This is a genomic window from Saccharopolyspora montiporae (assembly GCF_015209505.1).
GTDB classification, from domain to species: Bacteria; Actinomycetota; Actinomycetes; order Mycobacteriales; family Pseudonocardiaceae; genus Saccharopolyspora; species Saccharopolyspora montiporae.
On record NZ_JADEYC010000001.1, the window covers coordinates 112,685 to 128,680 of the forward strand.

Annotated in this window: 16 protein-coding genes; 11 read left to right on the forward strand and 5 right to left on the reverse strand. The window is 70.8% G+C overall.

The features are described 5' to 3' along the window. Positions 1–17: 17 nt before the first annotated feature. The 4 genes from IQ251_RS00510 to IQ251_RS00525 form a co-directional block, all read right to left on the reverse strand. A complete protein-coding gene (locus tag IQ251_RS00510) occupies positions 18–1,499 on the reverse strand; it encodes a catalase (protein ID WP_193926371.1) in 1,482 nt (493 codons plus the stop codon). Positions 1,500–1,630: 131 nt separating this feature from the next. Next, positions 1,631–2,116 (reverse strand): Fur family transcriptional regulator, encoded by a 486-nt coding sequence (locus IQ251_RS00515; protein WP_193926372.1) that lies wholly within the window; start codon positions 2,114–2,116, stop codon positions 1,631–1,633. Between the two features lie 165 nt (positions 2,117–2,281). Beyond that, positions 2,282–3,106, reverse strand: coding sequence for a TrmH family RNA methyltransferase (locus IQ251_RS00520; protein WP_370591117.1), 825 nt, complete (start codon positions 3,104–3,106; stop codon positions 2,282–2,284). Between the two features lie 170 nt (positions 3,107–3,276). Further along, entirely contained in the window at positions 3,277–3,573 is a 297-nt protein-coding gene (locus IQ251_RS00525) for a hypothetical protein (protein WP_193926373.1), read from the reverse strand. Between the two features lie 185 nt (positions 3,574–3,758). Here IQ251_RS00525 and IQ251_RS00530 point away from each other — a divergent pair, with 185 nt between their 5' ends. The 3 genes from IQ251_RS00530 (at position 3,759) to IQ251_RS00540 (ending at position 6,686) form a co-directional block, all read left to right on the forward strand. Beyond that, positions 3,759–4,253: a DUF1707 SHOCT-like domain-containing protein gene (locus IQ251_RS00530; protein WP_193926374.1), complete on the forward strand. Its 495-nt coding sequence runs from the start codon at positions 3,759–3,761 to the stop codon at positions 4,251–4,253. A 69-nt stretch (positions 4,254–4,322) separates the two neighbouring features. Then, positions 4,323–5,819, forward strand: a complete 1,497-nt coding sequence (locus IQ251_RS00535) for a bifunctional phosphatase PAP2/diacylglycerol kinase family protein (RefSeq protein ID WP_228045857.1) — start codon at positions 4,323–4,325, stop codon at positions 5,817–5,819. A 48-nt stretch (positions 5,820–5,867) separates the two neighbouring features. Then, positions 5,868–6,686 carry an SAM-dependent methyltransferase gene (locus IQ251_RS00540; RefSeq protein ID WP_193926375.1) on the forward strand — a complete coding sequence of 273 codons (819 nt, stop codon included), beginning with the start codon at positions 5,868–5,870 and terminating at the stop codon, positions 6,684–6,686. 90 nt (positions 6,687–6,776) lie between these two features. On the opposite strand, the gene IQ251_RS20365 is transcribed toward IQ251_RS00540, so the two are convergent. After that, entirely contained in the window at positions 6,777–7,811 is a 1,035-nt protein-coding gene (locus IQ251_RS20365; RefSeq protein ID WP_193926376.1) for a zinc-binding dehydrogenase, read from the reverse strand. 420 nt (positions 7,812–8,231) lie between these two features. On the opposite strand from IQ251_RS20365, the gene IQ251_RS00550 reads away from it, so the two are divergent. The 8 genes from IQ251_RS00550 to IQ251_RS00585 all read left to right on the forward strand — a co-directional run bounded on the left by IQ251_RS00550 (position 8,232) and on the right by IQ251_RS00585 (position 15,928). Then, complete coding sequence (locus IQ251_RS00550) at positions 8,232–9,539, forward strand: bifunctional o-acetylhomoserine/o-acetylserine sulfhydrylase (protein ID WP_193926377.1); 1,308 nt, start codon at positions 8,232–8,234, stop codon at positions 9,537–9,539. Further along, a complete protein-coding gene (gene metX, locus IQ251_RS00555) occupies positions 9,536–10,675 on the forward strand; it encodes a homoserine O-acetyltransferase MetX (protein ID WP_193926378.1) in 1,140 nt (379 codons plus the stop codon). The genes IQ251_RS00550 and metX overlap by 4 nt, the downstream gene beginning before the upstream one ends. Before the next feature lie 149 nt (positions 10,676–10,824). Next, complete coding sequence (locus tag IQ251_RS00560) at positions 10,825–11,268, forward strand: Scr1 family TA system antitoxin-like transcriptional regulator (RefSeq protein ID WP_370591118.1); 444 nt, start codon at positions 10,825–10,827, stop codon at positions 11,266–11,268. A 427-nt stretch (positions 11,269–11,695) separates the two neighbouring features. Next, positions 11,696–12,160: a GNAT family N-acetyltransferase gene (locus IQ251_RS00565; protein WP_193926380.1), complete on the forward strand. Its 465-nt coding sequence runs from the start codon at positions 11,696–11,698 to the stop codon at positions 12,158–12,160. Positions 12,161–12,608: 448 nt separating this feature from the next. Then, on the forward strand, positions 12,609–13,511 hold the full coding sequence (locus IQ251_RS00570; protein WP_370591119.1) for an ABC transporter substrate-binding protein: 903 nt from the start codon (positions 12,609–12,611) through the stop codon (positions 13,509–13,511). 20 nt (positions 13,512–13,531) lie between these two features. Continuing rightward, on the forward strand, positions 13,532–14,350 hold the full coding sequence (locus IQ251_RS00575; protein ID WP_193926382.1) for an ABC transporter ATP-binding protein: 819 nt from the start codon (positions 13,532–13,534) through the stop codon (positions 14,348–14,350). Continuing rightward, on the forward strand, positions 14,343–15,155 hold the full coding sequence (locus IQ251_RS00580) for an ABC transporter permease (RefSeq protein WP_193926383.1): 813 nt from the start codon (positions 14,343–14,345) through the stop codon (positions 15,153–15,155). Before IQ251_RS00575 ends, IQ251_RS00580 begins: the two co-directional genes overlap by 8 nt. A gap of 362 nt (positions 15,156–15,517) precedes the next feature. Continuing rightward, on the forward strand, positions 15,518–15,928 hold the full coding sequence (locus IQ251_RS00585) for a hypothetical protein (RefSeq protein ID WP_193926384.1): 411 nt from the start codon (positions 15,518–15,520) through the stop codon (positions 15,926–15,928). Positions 15,929–15,996: the final 68 nt, after the last annotated feature.

The following is a 15,996-nucleotide window of genomic DNA, read 5'->3' on the forward strand; positions in this document are numbered from 1 at the left end:
GCGCCCACGTGGTCAGGTCAGTCGTTGACCTGCGCGTAGTACGCCTTCTCGATGTTCTCGCCGACTTCCTGGTCGATGTTCTTCCAGTACTGGAAGACCCGCGAGAGGACCGGCTCGACGACGCCGCCGAGCAGCGCGCCGGTCACGGTCTGCACGAGGCGCTGCCGCTCCTCCTCGGAGAAGACCTCGCGCACGAGGGTGTGCGCCTGCCCGAAGTCGTCGTCCGCCGAGTGCAGCGAGTAGGCCGACCGCACGAGTTCGCCGTCGGACTCCCAGCCGTTGTCCACCGGGCCCTGCTCGTCCTGGTACGCGCGCCCGTAGGAATTTGGCGCGTACACCGGTGCGTCACCGGAGTGGTAGAACTGCATCGCGCCCTCCTTGTCGTAGGAGTTGGTGGGCACGACCGGACGGTTCACCGGAAGCTGGTTAAAGTTGGTGCCCAGCCGGTTCCGGTGCGCGTCGGGGTAGGAGAACACTCGACCCAGCAGCATCTTGTCCGGTGAGATGCCGGTGCCCGGAACCGTGTTGGACGGGCTGAACGCCGCCTGCTCGACTTCCGCGAAGTGGTTGGCCGGGTTCTGGTTCAGGGTGAACCGGCCCACCGGGATGCGCGGGTAGTCCTCCTTCGGCCAGACCTTGGTGAGGTCGAACGGGTTGAAGCGGTACTCCTTCGCGTCCTCGTAGGGCATGATCTGCACTTCGAGTCGCCACGACGGGTAGTCACCGTTCCTGATCGAGTCGAACAGGTCGCGGCGGTGGGTATCGGCGTCCTTGCCGGCCAGTTCGTCGGCTTCCTCGTTGGTGAGGGTCTGCACGCCCTGCTCGGTGAGGAAGTGGTACTTGACCCAGAACTTCTCGCCGTCCTCGTTGACCCACATGTAGGTGTGCGAGGAGTAGCCGTTCATGTGGCGCCAGGTGCGCGGCAGACCGCGGTCGCCCATGAGGTAGCTGACCTGGTGGGCGCTTTCCGGGGACAGCGACCAGAAGTCCCACTGCATGTTGTTGTCGCGCAGGCCCGAGTCGGGGGTGCGCTTCTGCGAGTGGATGAAGTCCGGGAACTTCATGGGATCGCGGACGAAGAACGTCGGCGTGTTGTTGCCGACGATGTCGAAGTTGCCGTCCTGCGTGTAGAACTTCAACGCGAAACCGCGGACGTCGCGCCAGGTATCGGGCGAACCGAGCTCACCGGCCACGGTGGAGAACCGGGCCAGCATCGGCGTCTTCGTCCCCTTCTGGAACAGCTTCGCCTTGGTGTAGCGCGAAACGTCCTCGGTGATCTCCAGCTCACCGAACGCGCCGGAACCCTTCGCGTGCGGGCTCCGCTCCGGGATGCGCTCGCGGTCGAACCGAGCGAGCTTCTCCACGAGCGCGACGTCGTGCAGCAGCAGCGGGCCGTTCGGGCCCACGCTCAGCGAATGGGCGTCGCTCTCCCGGGGTGCACCGGATTCGGTGGTCGACGGCTTCGAGGAGGTGTGGTCCGTGGTGGGATCAGTAGTCATGAAAGTTCTCCTAGGTGAACTGTCCGACGAGGTGACCGTGAACCGACCGCTCGGGAACTGGGGCGGCATCGCCGTCCTCGTGACGGTGGCGGTTCGGCCTCCCGCTGCATTTCGGACGATGATCGGCGGTATCAACGGGTTTCAGCGTCTTCGGCATCGACCCCCTTTCGCTCCGCGGGGCTGCGGCACGTGGAACACACGCCGCGGAACATCAGCTCTGCTTCTTCCACGTCGAATCCGAGATCGTCGGCGGGGTCGAGGCAGGGCGCCGCACCGATCGCGCAGGGAACGTCCTCGAGCCGCCCGCAGATCCGGCACACCATGTGGTGGTGGTTGTCGTGCCGATGGATCTCGTAGCGCGCCGCGCTACGCGCGTCGACGTCGACACGTCGCAGGAGGCCCGCTCCGGTCAAGGCGTTGAGCACGTCGTAGACGGCTTGCTTGGACACGGTGCCGAGACGTTCGCGCACCGCGGCGGTGACGTCGTCCGCTTCGGCGTGCGGGGCCGCGGCCACGGCGTCGAGCGTGGCCACGCGCGGTGCGGTCACGCGCAGACCTGCCGCCTGCAGTTCGGCGCGCGACCGCTGTTCGAGGTCGTCCTGGTGCGTCGACGGCATGACCTCACGGTACCACTAATCTGGATTGGTTCAAGTTTAAGCGCGAGCAGGCATTCACCACGCTCCCCGGAAGGGAGCCGACTCACATGATCGGTGGTGCCCGTCGCACGGGAACGCAGATCTTGTGACACTCAGCGCGCGACAATCTGCTGAGCGCAGGGCATTTCACCCGCGGCCGGATCGGTTGCGTTGGCGGAACGCTTCGTAGAGCACCGTGGTGGCCGCGTTGGCCGCGTTGAGCGAGCTGGCGCTGCCGCGCATCGGGATGTGCACCACGTGGTCGCAGAGCTCGCGCCAGGACGCGCTCAACCCGGCCGTCTCGTTGCCGACCAGCAGCAGCACCGGTCCGGTGAGGTCGAAATCGGCGATGTCGGTGTCGCCGTGCTCATCGGTGCCCACGATCGGCACCGGGGTTCCGGCGGCGCGCTGCTCAACCAGCCAGGCTGTGACGTCACGGGGCGAGGGGACGCGGACGGCGGGCACCGTGAACAGCGAACCCGTGCTGGCGCGAACGGATTTCGGGTCGTACACATCCGCGGCATGCCCGGTCACGATCAGCCCGTCCGCGCCGAACGCGTCCGCGGAGCGCAGGAGCGAGCCGATGTTGCCAGGGCTGGTGGGCCGGTCGAACAGCACACCGAGGAACCCTTCGCCCACCCCGATCCGGTGCAGGTCGTCGGCGGGGAGTTCCAGCACGGCGATGAGCTCGGCCGTCGATTCGTTCTTCTCGCTGAGCTCGGCCAGCAGCTCACCGGACAGCGCGAACCGTTCCGCCGGCACGCGGTGCAGCAGGCCCTGCGCCCACTGCGACATCGTCCGGTCCCCGTCGTAGAGCAGCGCGCGGATCGGCCAGCCCTGCTCGACGGCGATGGTGATCGGCCGCACGCCCTGCACCAGGAACTCGCGCTGGCGCTGCCGCTTGGTGCGGTTGGTCAGCAGTGCCTGCCACTGCTGGAAATGGGCGTTGCGCGAGGTGATCTTGCGGGCCACGATGCACCTTTCGACGTCCTTCGAGGGCCTCGCGCACTCGCCGCCGGTCGGCCTCCCGTTGTCCGGGGCACCCGGATGTCCGCGCGTGCCACCGCGGTGCAGCCTATCGAGGCGGGCGCAAGAGCGGCGGCGGACCGCGCCCTGCCGGTCCGCCGCCGCTGCGCCCCGGTTCAGTGCTCGTCGTAGTGGTCGTCGTGGGCCGCGTGCCGGTGCCCGTCGTGCAGGTAGTCGACGTGGTCGCCGTGCGGCACCGCGACGTGCCCGCACCCGTCGCCGTGGGCGTGCGGGTGGTCCTGGTGCGCGGTGTGCTCGCTCGGCTCGCATTCGTCGTAGTGGTCGTCGTGCGCGCGGTGCAGGTGGCCGTCGTGCACGTAATCCACGTGGTCTCCGTGCGGGATGGCGGTGTGGCCGCAGCCTTGCCCGTGCGCGTGGTCGTGCTCGGGGTGCTGGGTGTGCGTGGCAGTCATACCGGTCGTTACCTCCGTTCGCGTGGCGTCACCACCTCCTCATATTAGCGAATGTGCATGGTTCGGTGCGCGGTGCGGACCGCGAACGGGCGACCGAGGCGGGCGCGGAAAGTACGAGGCGGCACCGTCGACCTCGGCCTTGTGGCCGATGTCCGGCGCCCGGAACGCTGCCTACAGTCGCACCGATGGCAACCACAGACAGTGACCAGCACGCGCTCGCGGCGCGCGGGCGCTCCGGCGAGATCCGGATCGGCGACGGCGACCGCGCGGCAGCCGACCGGCTGCTCGGCGAACACGTGACCGCAGGGCGGCTCACCAGCACCGAATACGCCGAACGCGCCGGGCAAGCCGGGGCCGCGCGGGTGCGCGGCGACATCACCGCGCTGTTCGGCGACCTGCCCGCCCCGCACCCGCGCTTCGACGACGGACCCGCCGCCGAACCCGCCGCACCGGCCCCCGATCTCGCACCGCGGCCGGTGCAGCCGCTGCAGCGGAACCGACAGCTCAGACACCTGACGACGGCGGTGATCGCGCCCTGCGCGGTCTTCGGTGCGGCCGCGGGCCTGGTCCTGGCCGCCGACGCCCCGGCCCTGCTCCTGCTGGCACTGCTGGTCGTCGGCACCGTCTACGGAGTGCTCGTCGTCGTCGACCTCCAACGCGCGGTGCGCGGCCAGCGGTAGCGCGCACGACCTGCCGAGCCCGGGGCGGGCTGCGCAGCGCGCGGGCGCGCGGTGACTAGGGTCGGTGGGATGTGGCAGCCGCGTGAGATGTGGAAAGCCGTCGACCGCCTGGACCGGGGGCTGGTGCAGCGCAGCGCGCTGTTCCCGGCGTCGCGGGCGGATCCGGCGTGGAAGGCGCTGACCCGGCTGGCCGACCACAGCAAACTCTGGTGCGCCACCGCTTCGGTGTTCGCGCTGCGCAAGGGCCCGGCCCGCCGCGGCGCGGTGCGCGGGCTGGCGGCGGTCGCGGCCACCAGCGCGGTGACGAACCTGCTGGCCAAGCCCACGTTCCCGCGCCGCCGTCCGGCGACGTACCTGCTGTCCCCGCGGCGCAGGCTCGCCGACCCGCCGCGTTCGTCCTCGTTCCCGTCCGGACATGCCGCCTCGGCGGCGGCGTTCACCACCGCGGTCGCGATGGAATCCCCGGTGCTGGGCGTGCTCGTGGCTCCCGTCGCCGCCGGGGTCGCCTACTCGCGGGTGCACGTCGGTGCGCACTGGCCCTCCGACGTGGCCACCGGTGCGCTGCTGGGTGCCGCGGTGGGTCTGGCGACCCAGCGCTGGTGGCCGGTGCGCCCGGCCAAACCGGGTGTGGCGCGCCCGAGCGAGGCGGTGTGCCGCATCGACGACGGGGACGGGCTCGCGCTGCTGGTCAACCCGTTATCCGGTGCGGCAGGCCACGATCCGCTGCCCGCGGTGGCCGACCAGTGGCCCAAGGCCGCCCTGCTGCGCCCGAACCCGGAGAAGGATCTCGGCGAGCAGCTCGACACCATGCTGGGCACCCGCGGCGACGGGATCCGGGCACTGGGCGTGGCCGGTGGCGACGGCACGGTGGGCACGGCCGCCGCGGTCGCGGCCGAGCGCGGACTGCCACTGGTCGTGGTGCCCACCGGCACGCTCAACCACTTCGCCCGCGACGTCGGCGTGCACACCGCCGAGCAGGCCGCGCGGGCGTTGACCGAGGGCACCGCCGTGCACGTCGACCTGGGGACCGTCGAGGTCGACGGCGGACCGCCCCGCTGGTTCGTGAACACGGCCGGGATCGGTGGCTATCCCGACGTGGTGCGGCTGCGGCAGCGCTGGGAACCGCGCCTGGGCAAATGGCCGGCGGCCGTGCTGGCCTTGGTACGGGTCCTGGCGCGGGCGCGGCCGCTTCGGATGCGGCTGGACGGCACGGAAGTGCTGATGTGGGGGATGTTCGTCGGCAGCGGCGGATTCGAGCCGAAGGGCTTCACCCCGTCCTGGCGGCCGCGGTTGGACGACGGGATCCTCGACGTGCGCTACGTGCGCGCCGACCTGCACTGGTCGCGCACCCGGTTCGTGCTGTCCGTGCTGAGCGGCACGCTCGCGCGCAGCCGCACCTACGTGCAGCAGGACCGCGAGGTGCTCGACGTGCGATTGCTCTGCGAGCCGCAACCGCTGGCCTGCGACGGCGAAGTGCGGCTGCACGGGAGGACGTTCCGGTTCGTCGCCCGCGACGAGGCGCTGCGCGTGTACCGCCCGCGGGACGCCACGGGCCGCCTCGCCTGAACCCGTTCGCCCTTTCGAGTGGCACTGGTGGTGCGGCAGACTCCGAGCATGGCCCCTGACGAGCACCTCTTCGAACCTCCGGCGCCGGTGGACACCACGCGACCCAACGCCGCCCGCATGTACGACTACTACCTGGGCGGCTCGGCGAACTTCGAGGCCGACCGGGACGCGGCCGAAGCGGGGCTGGCGGCGATGCCGTTCGCGCGGGACTACGCCAAGGCCAACCGGGCCTTCCTCGGCCGGGCGGTGGCCCACCTGGTGCGCGGCGGCATCGACCAGTTCCTCGACCTCGGCTCCGGGGTTCCGACCGTGGGCAACGTGCACGAGATCGCCCGGGCGCACGATCCCGCCGCACGGGTGGCCTACGTCGACCACGAGCCCGTCGCGGTCTCGCACGCGCGGCGGTTGCTGGCCGACCTGGACGGCGTGACCGTCACCCAGGCCGATATCCGCGACCCGCAGGCGGTGCTGACCGCACCGGGCGTGGCCGAGCTGCTCGACTTCGACCGGCCGGTTGCGGTGCTGGCCGTGGCGATCCTGCCGTTCGTGCCCGAGCAGGCCGAGGCGCTGTCGGTGGTGGGCGCCTACCGGGCGGCATGCGTGCCGGGCAGTCCGCTGGTCGTCTCGCACATCAGCGCACTGGCGGCCACGCCCGAGCAGGTCGCCGACGCCGAGGAGGTCATGGCCCGCACACCGACACCGGTGCGCTGGCGCCCGCGCGAGGAGGTCGAGGAGCTGTTCACCGGCTACGAGCTCATCGAGCCGGGTTTGGTGCCCGCCCCGATGTGGCGCCCGGACCGGCTGGTCACCGAGCAGGCCGCGGCCCCCGCCAACGCCTTCGCCGGGGTCGGCACCCTGCGCGGCTGACCGGATCAGCGCGGCACGGCGAGCACTCCCGCCGAGCGGCCGGGAGCGTCACCCGAACCCCGTTGCGCGAACGGGGTTTTCCGCGTCGGGTCAGGGCGTGATGAGCACCTTGAGCGCTTCCCGATCGTTCATGGCGCGGTAGCCGTCCGGCACCTCGTCCAGTCCGATCGTGCGGTCGAACACCCGCCCCGGCTCGACCCGGCCCGCCAGCACGTCGGGCAGCAGCTCCGGGATGTAGGCGCGCGAAGGAGCCACGCCGCCACCCAGCGAGACGTTGCGGAAGAACACGTGCGCAACGTCCAGCCGTCCCTTCTCGTACTGCGGCAGACCGACCCGGCTGACCGCACCGCCCGCGCGGACCGCGCCCAGGGCCATCTCCAGCGCCTGTTCGGTGCCCACGCATTCCAGCACCGCCGAGGTGCCGTCCCCGCCGGTCAGGTCACGCACCCGCGCGGCACCGTCGTCGCCGCGCTCGGTGACGACCTCGTCCGCGCCGAACTCGCGGCCCAGATCGGTGCGCGCCGGATGCCGGCCCATGAGCACGATCTGCTCGGCGCCGAGGCGCGCGGCGGCCAGCACGGCCGACAACCCGACGGCCCCGTCGCCGATCACGGTGACCGTCGACCCCGGGCCCACCCCCGCGGACACCGCGGCGTGATGACCGGTGGCGAACACGTCGGACAGCGTCAGCAGCGAAGGCATCCGCTCGTCATCGGGTTCGACCGGGAGCCGGACCAGCGTGCCGTCGGCCAGCGGGACGCGGGCCGCCTCGCCCTGCCCACCGTCACCGGCACCGCCCCACATGCCGCCGTGCCGGCACGAAGACGTCAGCCCTTCCCGGCAGAACTCGCACGTCCCGTCGCTGATCAGGAACGGTGCCACCACGACGTCGCCGGGCCGGAACCCCGACACCTGCGAGCCGACCTCATCGACGACGCCGAGGAACTCGTGCCCGATGCGTTCGCCGGGGCCGGTGGGTTCGCGCTGCTGGTAGGGCCACAGGTCGCTGCCGCAGATGCAGGCACGCGTGATGCGCACCAACGCGTCGGTCGGTTCCACCAGACCGGCGTCCGGGACGTCCTCGACGCGGATGTCCCCGGCGCCGTAGATCAACGTGGCTCGCATGCGCACCTCGCTCTCGCGGGTTGCGGACCTGGTCGCCGTTCTCCCGACCGGCACGCCCGGTTCGCCGGAGGATTCCCCGCGCCCGGCGAACCGACACCTGCCGCGCACCGCGGCGCACGGTCCACATCCCGGAACGATCTTCGCGCTGCGTGTCGGCTGTGCCACGATCCGTGCCATGCCACGTGACGGCTACACCTGGTCCGACCGGGCCGTCGACCTGATGCTGACCGCGTCCTGCGGGTGTCGCTGCGCGCCCGCGCACGCCTGAGCAGCTCCCCGCGACCAGCTCGCGCGAGCGCACGCACTCCCCCGCCGGGATCACCACCACCCGCGCCGACGTCCCCGACCGCGCGAATCCCCGGCACACCACCACTTCGACGAGCCGGGTGCGATCGCGCGCCCGGCGGAGGGAACTCACCCATGTCCGACACCGCACGCCCGCTGTCCTTCGCCACCCGCCAGATCCACGCCGGTGCCCAACCGGATCCGGCGACCGGCGCCCGGGCCACCCCGATCTACCAGACCACGTCCTACGTCTTCCGCGACACCCAGCACGGGGCGGACCTGTTCAGCCTGGCCGAACCCGGCAACATCTACACCCGGATCAACAACCCCACCCAGGACGTCCTCGAACAGCGCGTGGCCGATCTGGAAGGCGGGGTCGCCGCCGTCGCCTTCGCCTCCGGGCAAGCGGCCGAGACCGCCGCGGTGCTCAACCTCGCCGGCGCCGGCGACCACCTCGTCTCCAGCGCCTCGCTGTACGGCGGGACCTACAACCTGTTCCACTACACGCTGCCCAAGCTCGGCATCGAGGTCACGTTCGTCGACGACCCGGACGACCCGGAGCAGTGGCGCGCGGCCGCGCGGCCGAACACCAAGCTGTTCTTCGCCGAAACCCTGGGCAACCCGCGCTCGAACGTCCTCGACGTGGCCCGGGTCGCCGGGCTCGCCCACGAGGCCGGGGTGCCGCTGGTCGTGGACAACACGGTGCCGACTCCCTACCTGCAGCGCCCGGTCGAGCACGGCGCGGACATCGTGGTGCACTCGGCCACGAAGTACCTCGGCGGGCACGGCACAGCGGTGGGCGGCCTCGTCGTCGACGGCGGCACCTTCGACTTCGGCGCGCACGCCGAACGATTCCCCGGATTCACCGAGCCCGACCCCAGCTACCACGGGCTGCGCTACTGGGAAGCGCTCGGGCACGGCGCGTTCGCGGCGAAGCTGCGCGTGCAACTGCTGCGCGACACCGGTGCCGCGATCGCGCCGCAGACCAGCTTCCTGATCCTGCAGGGGATCGAAACGCTGTCGCTGCGCATCGAGCGGCACGTGGCCAACGCCCAGGCGTTGGCCGAGTGGTTGCAGGACCGCGCGGAGGTCACCGCGGTGCACTACGCGGGCCTGCCCACGAGCCCCTGGTACGAGGCCGCGCTCACGTACCTTCCCAGCGGAGCCGGTGCGGTCGTGTCCTTCGAGCTCGCCGGCGGCGTCGAGGCCGGGCGGGCGTTCGTCGACGGCACTGAGCTGTTCAGCCAGCTGGTCAACATCGGTGACGTGCGCAGCCTCATCGCCCACCCGGCCAGCACCACGCACTCGCAGCTCAGCGAACCCGAGCAGCGGGCCGCCGGGGTCACCCCGGGCCTGGTGCGCCTGTCGGTCGGGCTGGAAGACGTGGCCGACCTCGTCGCCGACCTGGAAACCGGGTTCCGGGCGGCGAAGGGCGCGGCGTGACCCAGGCGCCGACCGGGCTGCCTCCCGCCACCGGTGCGTGGCGGGAGGCCGATCCGGCCGGGCAACGGCGGTGGTTCACCAGCGCCGACCACGTGCGGCTGGAAGGCGGCGGAACGCTGCCCGGCTACACCCTCGCCTTCGAGACCTGGGGCGTGCTCAACGCCGACCGGTCCAACGCGGTGCTCGTGCTGCACGCGCTGACCGGCGACAGCCACGCCGCCGGACCGGCCGGGCCGGGCCATCCCAGCCCCGGCTGGTGGGACGGGCTCATCGGGCCGGGCAAGGCGCTGGACCCCCGCGAGCACTACGTCGTGGCGCCCAACGTGCTCGGCGGCTGCCAGGGCAGCACCGGGCCCGCCTCGACCGCGCCGGACGGAAACCCCTACGGCAGCCGGTTTCCCGCGGTGACCATCCGCGACACGGTCACCGTCGAGGCCGCCCTGACCGAAGCGCTGGGCATCGAGACGTGGGCGCTGGTGCTCGGCGGATCCATGGGCGGGATGCGAGCACTGGAATGGGCGGTGAGCCGGCCCCGGCAGGTGCGGCGCCTGCTGGTCCTGGCCGCCGCCGCCCGCGCCGGGGCGGACCAGATCGCGTGGGCGCGCACCCAGACCGCCGCGATCCGCCAGGACCCGGGCTGGCACGGCGGCGACTACCACGACTTCCCGGACGGGTCCGGCCCCCACACCGGGCTCGGCATCGCCCGCCGCATCGCGCACACGACCTACCGCAGCGGCACCGAACTCGACGTCCGGTTCGGCAGCACCGCTCAAGGCGACGAAGACCCGCTGCGCGGAGGCCGTTTCGCAGTAGAATCCTATTTGGACCATCACGCGGACAAGCTGGTGCGGCGGTTCGACGCGGCCAGCTACGTGGTGCTCACCGAAGCGATGAACCGGCACGACGTCTTCCGCGGCCGCAGCCGCGACGCGCTGCAGCGGGTGCGCGCCGAGACGGCGGTGGCCGCGGTGAGCAGCGACCGGCTGTTCCCCCCGGCACAGCAGCACGAACTCGCCCGGCGGATCACCGGGAACCCCGCTCGGGTGATCGATTCCCCGCACGGGCACGACGGTTTCCTCGTGGAAACCGACCAGGTGGCAACCATCGTGCGCGACCTCCTGCACCGCACGACCTGACACCGCGGCTGCTCGCGGCACATCCACGGCTCCGGACTGGTGAGATGACGGCGCTATTGGCGAGGCACCACTGCTCCGATCGGGCGGTCAGGAACGGCGACACTAGACGAGGTCGATGACGACGCACCGGGAGGCGTGATCGCGGAGCTGTGCGGCCACGCGATCGAGCGCGTCGGCCAGTTCGGCGCACTGCTCGGCGGTGTAGCGAGAACGCGGTCACTGCCCGGATGCAGCGGCAAGGGGTCTTGTACGACACGAGCAAGCGCATCGAGATCCTGGTGGGCGAAGCCGGCCTTCGGTACCCGATCTGCGCGCCGGAGACGATGAGCGCGCAGCTGGACCGGATCGGATCACTGATCGGCATGAGCACGGTTCGGTTCGGAATCCTCCCGTTGAACCGACGAATGCCCTACATGCCCATGCACGGCTACACCTTGTTCGACGGCTTGGCGCTGGTGGAGAACATCACCGCCGAGATCAGGATCCGCGACGAGGACGAGGTAGCCACTTACCACACGTTGACCGATCGGCTTTGGAACGTCGCGGCGGAAGGAGATGATGCTCGCGCCATCCTGTCGTCCCTGCGGCCGTGATCCGGTGAAAACCCCCAGCAGGGCCGCGATCCTGCGCAGCGAGCACCGTTGTCAGCCGATGCCTCGGGCACGTCCTTCGCCCCCGGCAGCACCGACCCGGCAACCGTGGGGTGGTGTGCGGGTCAAGCCGGCCGCACGGCGCCGGTCTCGCGGCAACCTCCCGCCCACTCGGCGCTGCCACCGAAGGCGCCGATCGGAGGCGATCCGCCGCCGATGATCGTGCTGAACGTGGTCAGATCGAGCGCGAGGTCGTGCCGCGCTTGCCAGGGGCCCAGCCGAGCCCGGGACTTGCTGGAGGCGGCCCTGAGCGACGAGAACTACCGCGCCCTGCCCCGGTTCGTCGCCGACGGTGGGCTGTGCGGGCCGGATGGCCAACGGGATGCATGACATCGAGCCGCGTGTTCGGGAGCCCGGGTAGAATTCCCGCATGGGCGAGCACCCCGGAATCCGCCGCGCCGACGATGCCGACGCCGAGGCAGCAGGCCGGCTGCTGGACGCCTTCAACCGCGAGTTCGACGAACCGACCCCGGGTCCGGGGTTCCTCGCCGAACGGTTGCGCGCGCTCCTCGCCGAAGACACGATCGTGCTGCTGGCCGGGACCGGACCGGACGGGATCGCGGTGCTGCGGTTCCGTCCGGCGTTGTGGAGCAGCGGCCAGGAGTGCTACCTCGCCGAGTTGTACGTGCGCCCACCGGAACGCCACCGCGGGCTCGGCCGGGAACTGCTGCGCGCCGCGCTCGACGCGGCCCGTTCGCAGGGCGCGGTGCGCATCGAGCTGGGCACCGCCGAGACCGATGTGGCCGCCCGCCGGCTCTACGAGCACTTCGGGTTCACCCACCGCGAGGGCGGTTCCGACGGCCCGGTGCTGTACGTCTACGAACGCGAGCTGTGAACCGGGCCGGAACCGGATCCGCACCGGGCTTCTCATATTCCGGGAAACGCTACGTTCCGTTGACGGTGCTCGTCCGCGTTGGTTGAATCCGTGACCATGCCAGCGATCGTTGCGCTCGTATCCCGCCGCTACGTGGACTGCGTCCTCGTGGCCAGCTCCCGCTGTCGCTGATCACTCCTGAGCCGGCCGCCCGTGCGGTCCGGCCCCACCGGATGTCCGGCTGCGCCGTATCCGCGCCAGCCCCGATGCGCTCACCGCACGCCCTTTCCGACCGGCTCGTGCGGCGGCGCGCCCTCGACTCCCCCGACGACGGGACCTCGCTGTGCATGTTCCGGGAAGACGCCCGATCGACCGCCGCCTGTTGCTGCGCGGCACAGCTTCGGCCGCCGCAGCAACCGTTCTCGGCGGCTGCGCCACCTCCACCGCCTCCCCCGGAGCGGAAACCGGGGTGGTGCGCTACCAAGGCTGGTCGGGCGAAGTGCTCTGGCACGAACTCGCCGCCGATCTCGGTCTGCTCGGCGACCTGCGGCTGGAGTGGATCGGCAACACGATCAGCGGTCCGCAGGACATCCAGGCCGCGGTCACCGGCGACATCGACATCGGCGGCGCGTTCAACGGGTCGATTATCCGGCTCGCCGCCGCGGGCGCCCCGATCAAGGCGCTCATCTCCTACTACGGCTCGGATGCGCACACCAACGCCGGGTACTACGTGCTGGGCGGCAGTCCGATCCGCGGTCCGCGCGACTTCATCGGCGCCGCGGTCGGCATGAACACGATCGGCGCGCACCACCAGGACGTGCTGTCGATCTACCTGCGGCGGGGTGGCCTGCGCGACGAGGAGATCCGCGAGATCCAACCCGTGGTGGTACCGCCGGTCAGCTCGGAACAGGCCCTGCGCTCCGGGCAGCTCGACGTGTCCACGATGTCGGACGCGAACGCGGAGAAAGCCGCGGAGCGCGGCGGCATCCACCCGGTGTTCACCGACTTCGGCCTACTGGGCGCGTTCAGCGCGGGCTGCTACGTGGCCCGCGAGGACTTCATCGCCGAGAACCCCACGACCGTCCGCACTCTCGTGACCGGCATCGCCGAGGCGATCCGCTGGGGTCAGACCCGGCCCCGGCAGCAGGTGATCGCGCGGTTCGCCGACATCATCCGGCGCCGGGGCCGCAACGAGGACACCGACACGATCCGCTACTGGCGCTCCACCGGAGTCCCCGGTCCGGGCGGGCTCATCTCCGGCCGCGAGTTCGACATCTGGCTGCAGCGGCTGACCGACCAGGGCATCGTGCCGCGCGGCAGCGTCGACGTGTCCCGGTTGTACACCAACGACTTCAACCCGTTCCGACCCTGAAACCCCGGCAGGAGGCCATCATGTCGGACATCGTCCTGGACGGTGTGTCCAAGGAGTTCGCCCCGCGGCGTGCCGGATCTTCCGCGGTGACCGCGCTGCGCGGAATCGACCTGCGGATCGGTTCCGGCGAGCTGTTCGTGGTCGTGGGACCGAGCGGATCCGGCAAATCCACCCTGTTGGACCTGCTCGGCGGGCTGGACACCCCGTCGGCGGGCAGCATCGCGGTCGGCGGCGACCCGGTCGACGGCCCGGGACTGGACCGGGGTGTGGTCTTCCAGCAGTACGCGCTACTGCCCTGGCGGACGGCGCGGGCGAACGTGGAACTCGGGCTGGAAGCCAAACGCACCGGCAAGCGGGAACGGCGGGACCGCGCGCACGAGTTCCTGGATCTGGTGGGGCTTTCCGGCTTCGCCGACCGATATCCGCACGAGCTCTCCGGCGGGATGCGCCAGCGCGTCGCCATCGCGCGCAGCCTGGCCTTCGACCCGGACGTCCTGCTCATGGACGAGCCGTTCGCGGCGCTGGACGCGCAGACCCGGGAACGGCTGCAGCAGGAACTGCTGGGGCTGTGGCAGCGCACGGACAAGACGATCGTGTTCATCACCCACGACATCGACGAGGCCGTGTTCCTCGGGCAGCGGGTCGCGGTGCTGTCCGCGCGCCCGGGAGAGGTCCGCGAGGTGGTCGACATCGCGCTGGACGGGCGCTCGGGCCGCGCGGACGTCCGCTCGCAGCCCGCCTTCACCCGGTACCGGCACCGGATCTGGAGCCTGCTGCACGACGAGTCCGCCGAGACGGACCATCCCGACCTGCCCGAAGGAGTCGTTCCCGTTGGCTGACACCGCCGTGCGCGCCGCCCCGGCACCCCCGAGCCCGCGCACCGCCACAGCGCGGCACGCCGCAAGCCGCTTCGCCAAGTCCTCCGCGGCGATCCTGCTGTTCCTGCTGATCTGGGAGCTCGTGCCGCGGATCGGGCTGGTCGACGACCTCTTCCTGCCCCCGGTCAGCCGGGTCGTGTCCAGCTGGCTGGCACTGGCCGCGGACGGCCAGCTGTGGATCGACCTGGGTGCGAGCTTGGGGCGGGCGGTGGCCGGGTTCCTGCTCGCGGTGGCGATCGCGGTGCCGCTCGGGCTGCTCATCGGCTGGTACCGGCTCGCCGACGAGCTGCTGAGCCCGCTGCTGGAGGTGTTTCGCAATACCGCGGCGCTGGCGCTGCTGCCGGTGTTCGTGCTGCTGCTCGGGCTCGGCGAGACCTCCAAGATCTCGCTGATCACGTTCGCCTGCGTGTGGCCGATCCTGCTCAACACAATCAGCGGGGTGCGCACCGTGGACCACCTGCTGCTGAAGTCGGCGCGATCGCTGGGATTCGGCTCCGCGCAGGTGTTCGCCAAGATCGTGCTGCCCGCCTCGGTGCCGACCGTGTTCACCGGGATCCGGCTGGCCGCGGCCAGTTCCATCCTGGTCCTGGTGGCCGCCGAGATGGTCGGCGCCAAGGCCGGGCTCGGCTATCTGATCAACGCCGCCCAGTACAACTTCGAGGTGCCGGAGATGTATGCGGGCATCCTCACCATCTCGGTGCTGGGCTTGGGTTTCAACCGCGCGCTGACCGCCCTCGAACACCGCCTCTCCCGCTGGCGGCACTGACGGCTACCCCGCTGGAGCATTCGGTGCGGAAAGGCGTGGCGCTGTTCGCCGCGCGGTCCAGCGATGTCGGCTCAATCAACGCAAACCAGGGCAACTCGGCTACGCGGTCCGAATACACACAAATGAATCAGGAAAGAATCCGATAAGCGAGGCCTACCGCGATCGACCACGACCATAGGCGCCGTGGAGGCTCCCCCCACGGGAGCCTGGTGAGCGCATTTCCCCCAAAGTTTGAGCGTATGACGCACACGAAACGCAACCGGGCCGATACGATCACGGGTGGCGTCCTTCCGGACACGCCAGAGCAATGGCAGTACACGAGCACCCGATGATGGTGCGTACGCACATGCGAGGGGGACTGGATGTCGAACGGAGCGCAGTTGCAGACACCTGGGGATCGGATTGATCTGACCCAGGACGACATCGAGCACATCAACGCGGTACTGACGGCCGAAGGACGTGGAGCTCTCCCGGAGGGCACCACGGCATTGGAGATCACCTCTGACGAGGTGGCTCGCCCACTCGACTCCGCGGGCAATCAGCTCGGGAGCCCTGCGGCCTCGGATACCTTCCAAGCACGCAACGCGGTCATCGACGAAATCGTCGAGGTGGTGGCAGCGTGCCTGGGAACAACCCCGGCAGGGCTTTCCCTGCAAGGAGTCCTCGAGCAGATCAACACGTGGCAGAAGGCAGCCAAGTTCGTCCTGCGCCGGATCGGCCTTTTCGCCGCCATCAGTTGCGGCGGGGGAATTTTCGCGCACTACCTGCTGTGACCCATCCGCGGATCGGGCACCCATCGCTGTCGGATCCGCCATGACCTGAGTGCACGGCGCCACGGTTA

Coding starts and splice junctions, on each gene's coding strand:
- IQ251_RS00510 (WP_193926371.1), bottom strand. CDS start 1,499: ATGACTACTGATCCCACCACGGACCACACCTCCTCGAAGCCGTCGACC.
- IQ251_RS00515 (WP_193926372.1), bottom strand. CDS start 2,116: ATGCCGTCGACGCACCAGGACGACCTCGAACAGCGGTCGCGCGCCGAA.
- IQ251_RS00525 (WP_193926373.1), bottom strand. CDS start 3,573: ATGACTGCCACGCACACCCAGCACCCCGAGCACGACCACGCGCACGGG.
- IQ251_RS00530 (WP_193926374.1), top strand. CDS start 3,759: ATGGCAACCACAGACAGTGACCAGCACGCGCTCGCGGCGCGCGGGCGC.
- IQ251_RS00535 (WP_228045857.1), top strand. CDS start 4,323: ATGTGGCAGCCGCGTGAGATGTGGAAAGCCGTCGACCGCCTGGACCGG.
- IQ251_RS00540 (WP_193926375.1), top strand. CDS start 5,868: ATGGCCCCTGACGAGCACCTCTTCGAACCTCCGGCGCCGGTGGACACC.
- IQ251_RS20365 (WP_193926376.1), bottom strand. CDS start 7,811: ATGCGAGCCACGTTGATCTACGGCGCCGGGGACATCCGCGTCGAGGAC.
- IQ251_RS00550 (WP_193926377.1), top strand. CDS start 8,232: ATGTCCGACACCGCACGCCCGCTGTCCTTCGCCACCCGCCAGATCCAC.
- IQ251_RS00565 (WP_193926380.1), top strand. CDS start 11,696: ATGGGCGAGCACCCCGGAATCCGCCGCGCCGACGATGCCGACGCCGAG.
- IQ251_RS00575 (WP_193926382.1), top strand. CDS start 13,532: ATGTCGGACATCGTCCTGGACGGTGTGTCCAAGGAGTTCGCCCCGCGG.
- IQ251_RS00585 (WP_193926384.1), top strand. CDS start 15,518: ATGTCGAACGGAGCGCAGTTGCAGACACCTGGGGATCGGATTGATCTG.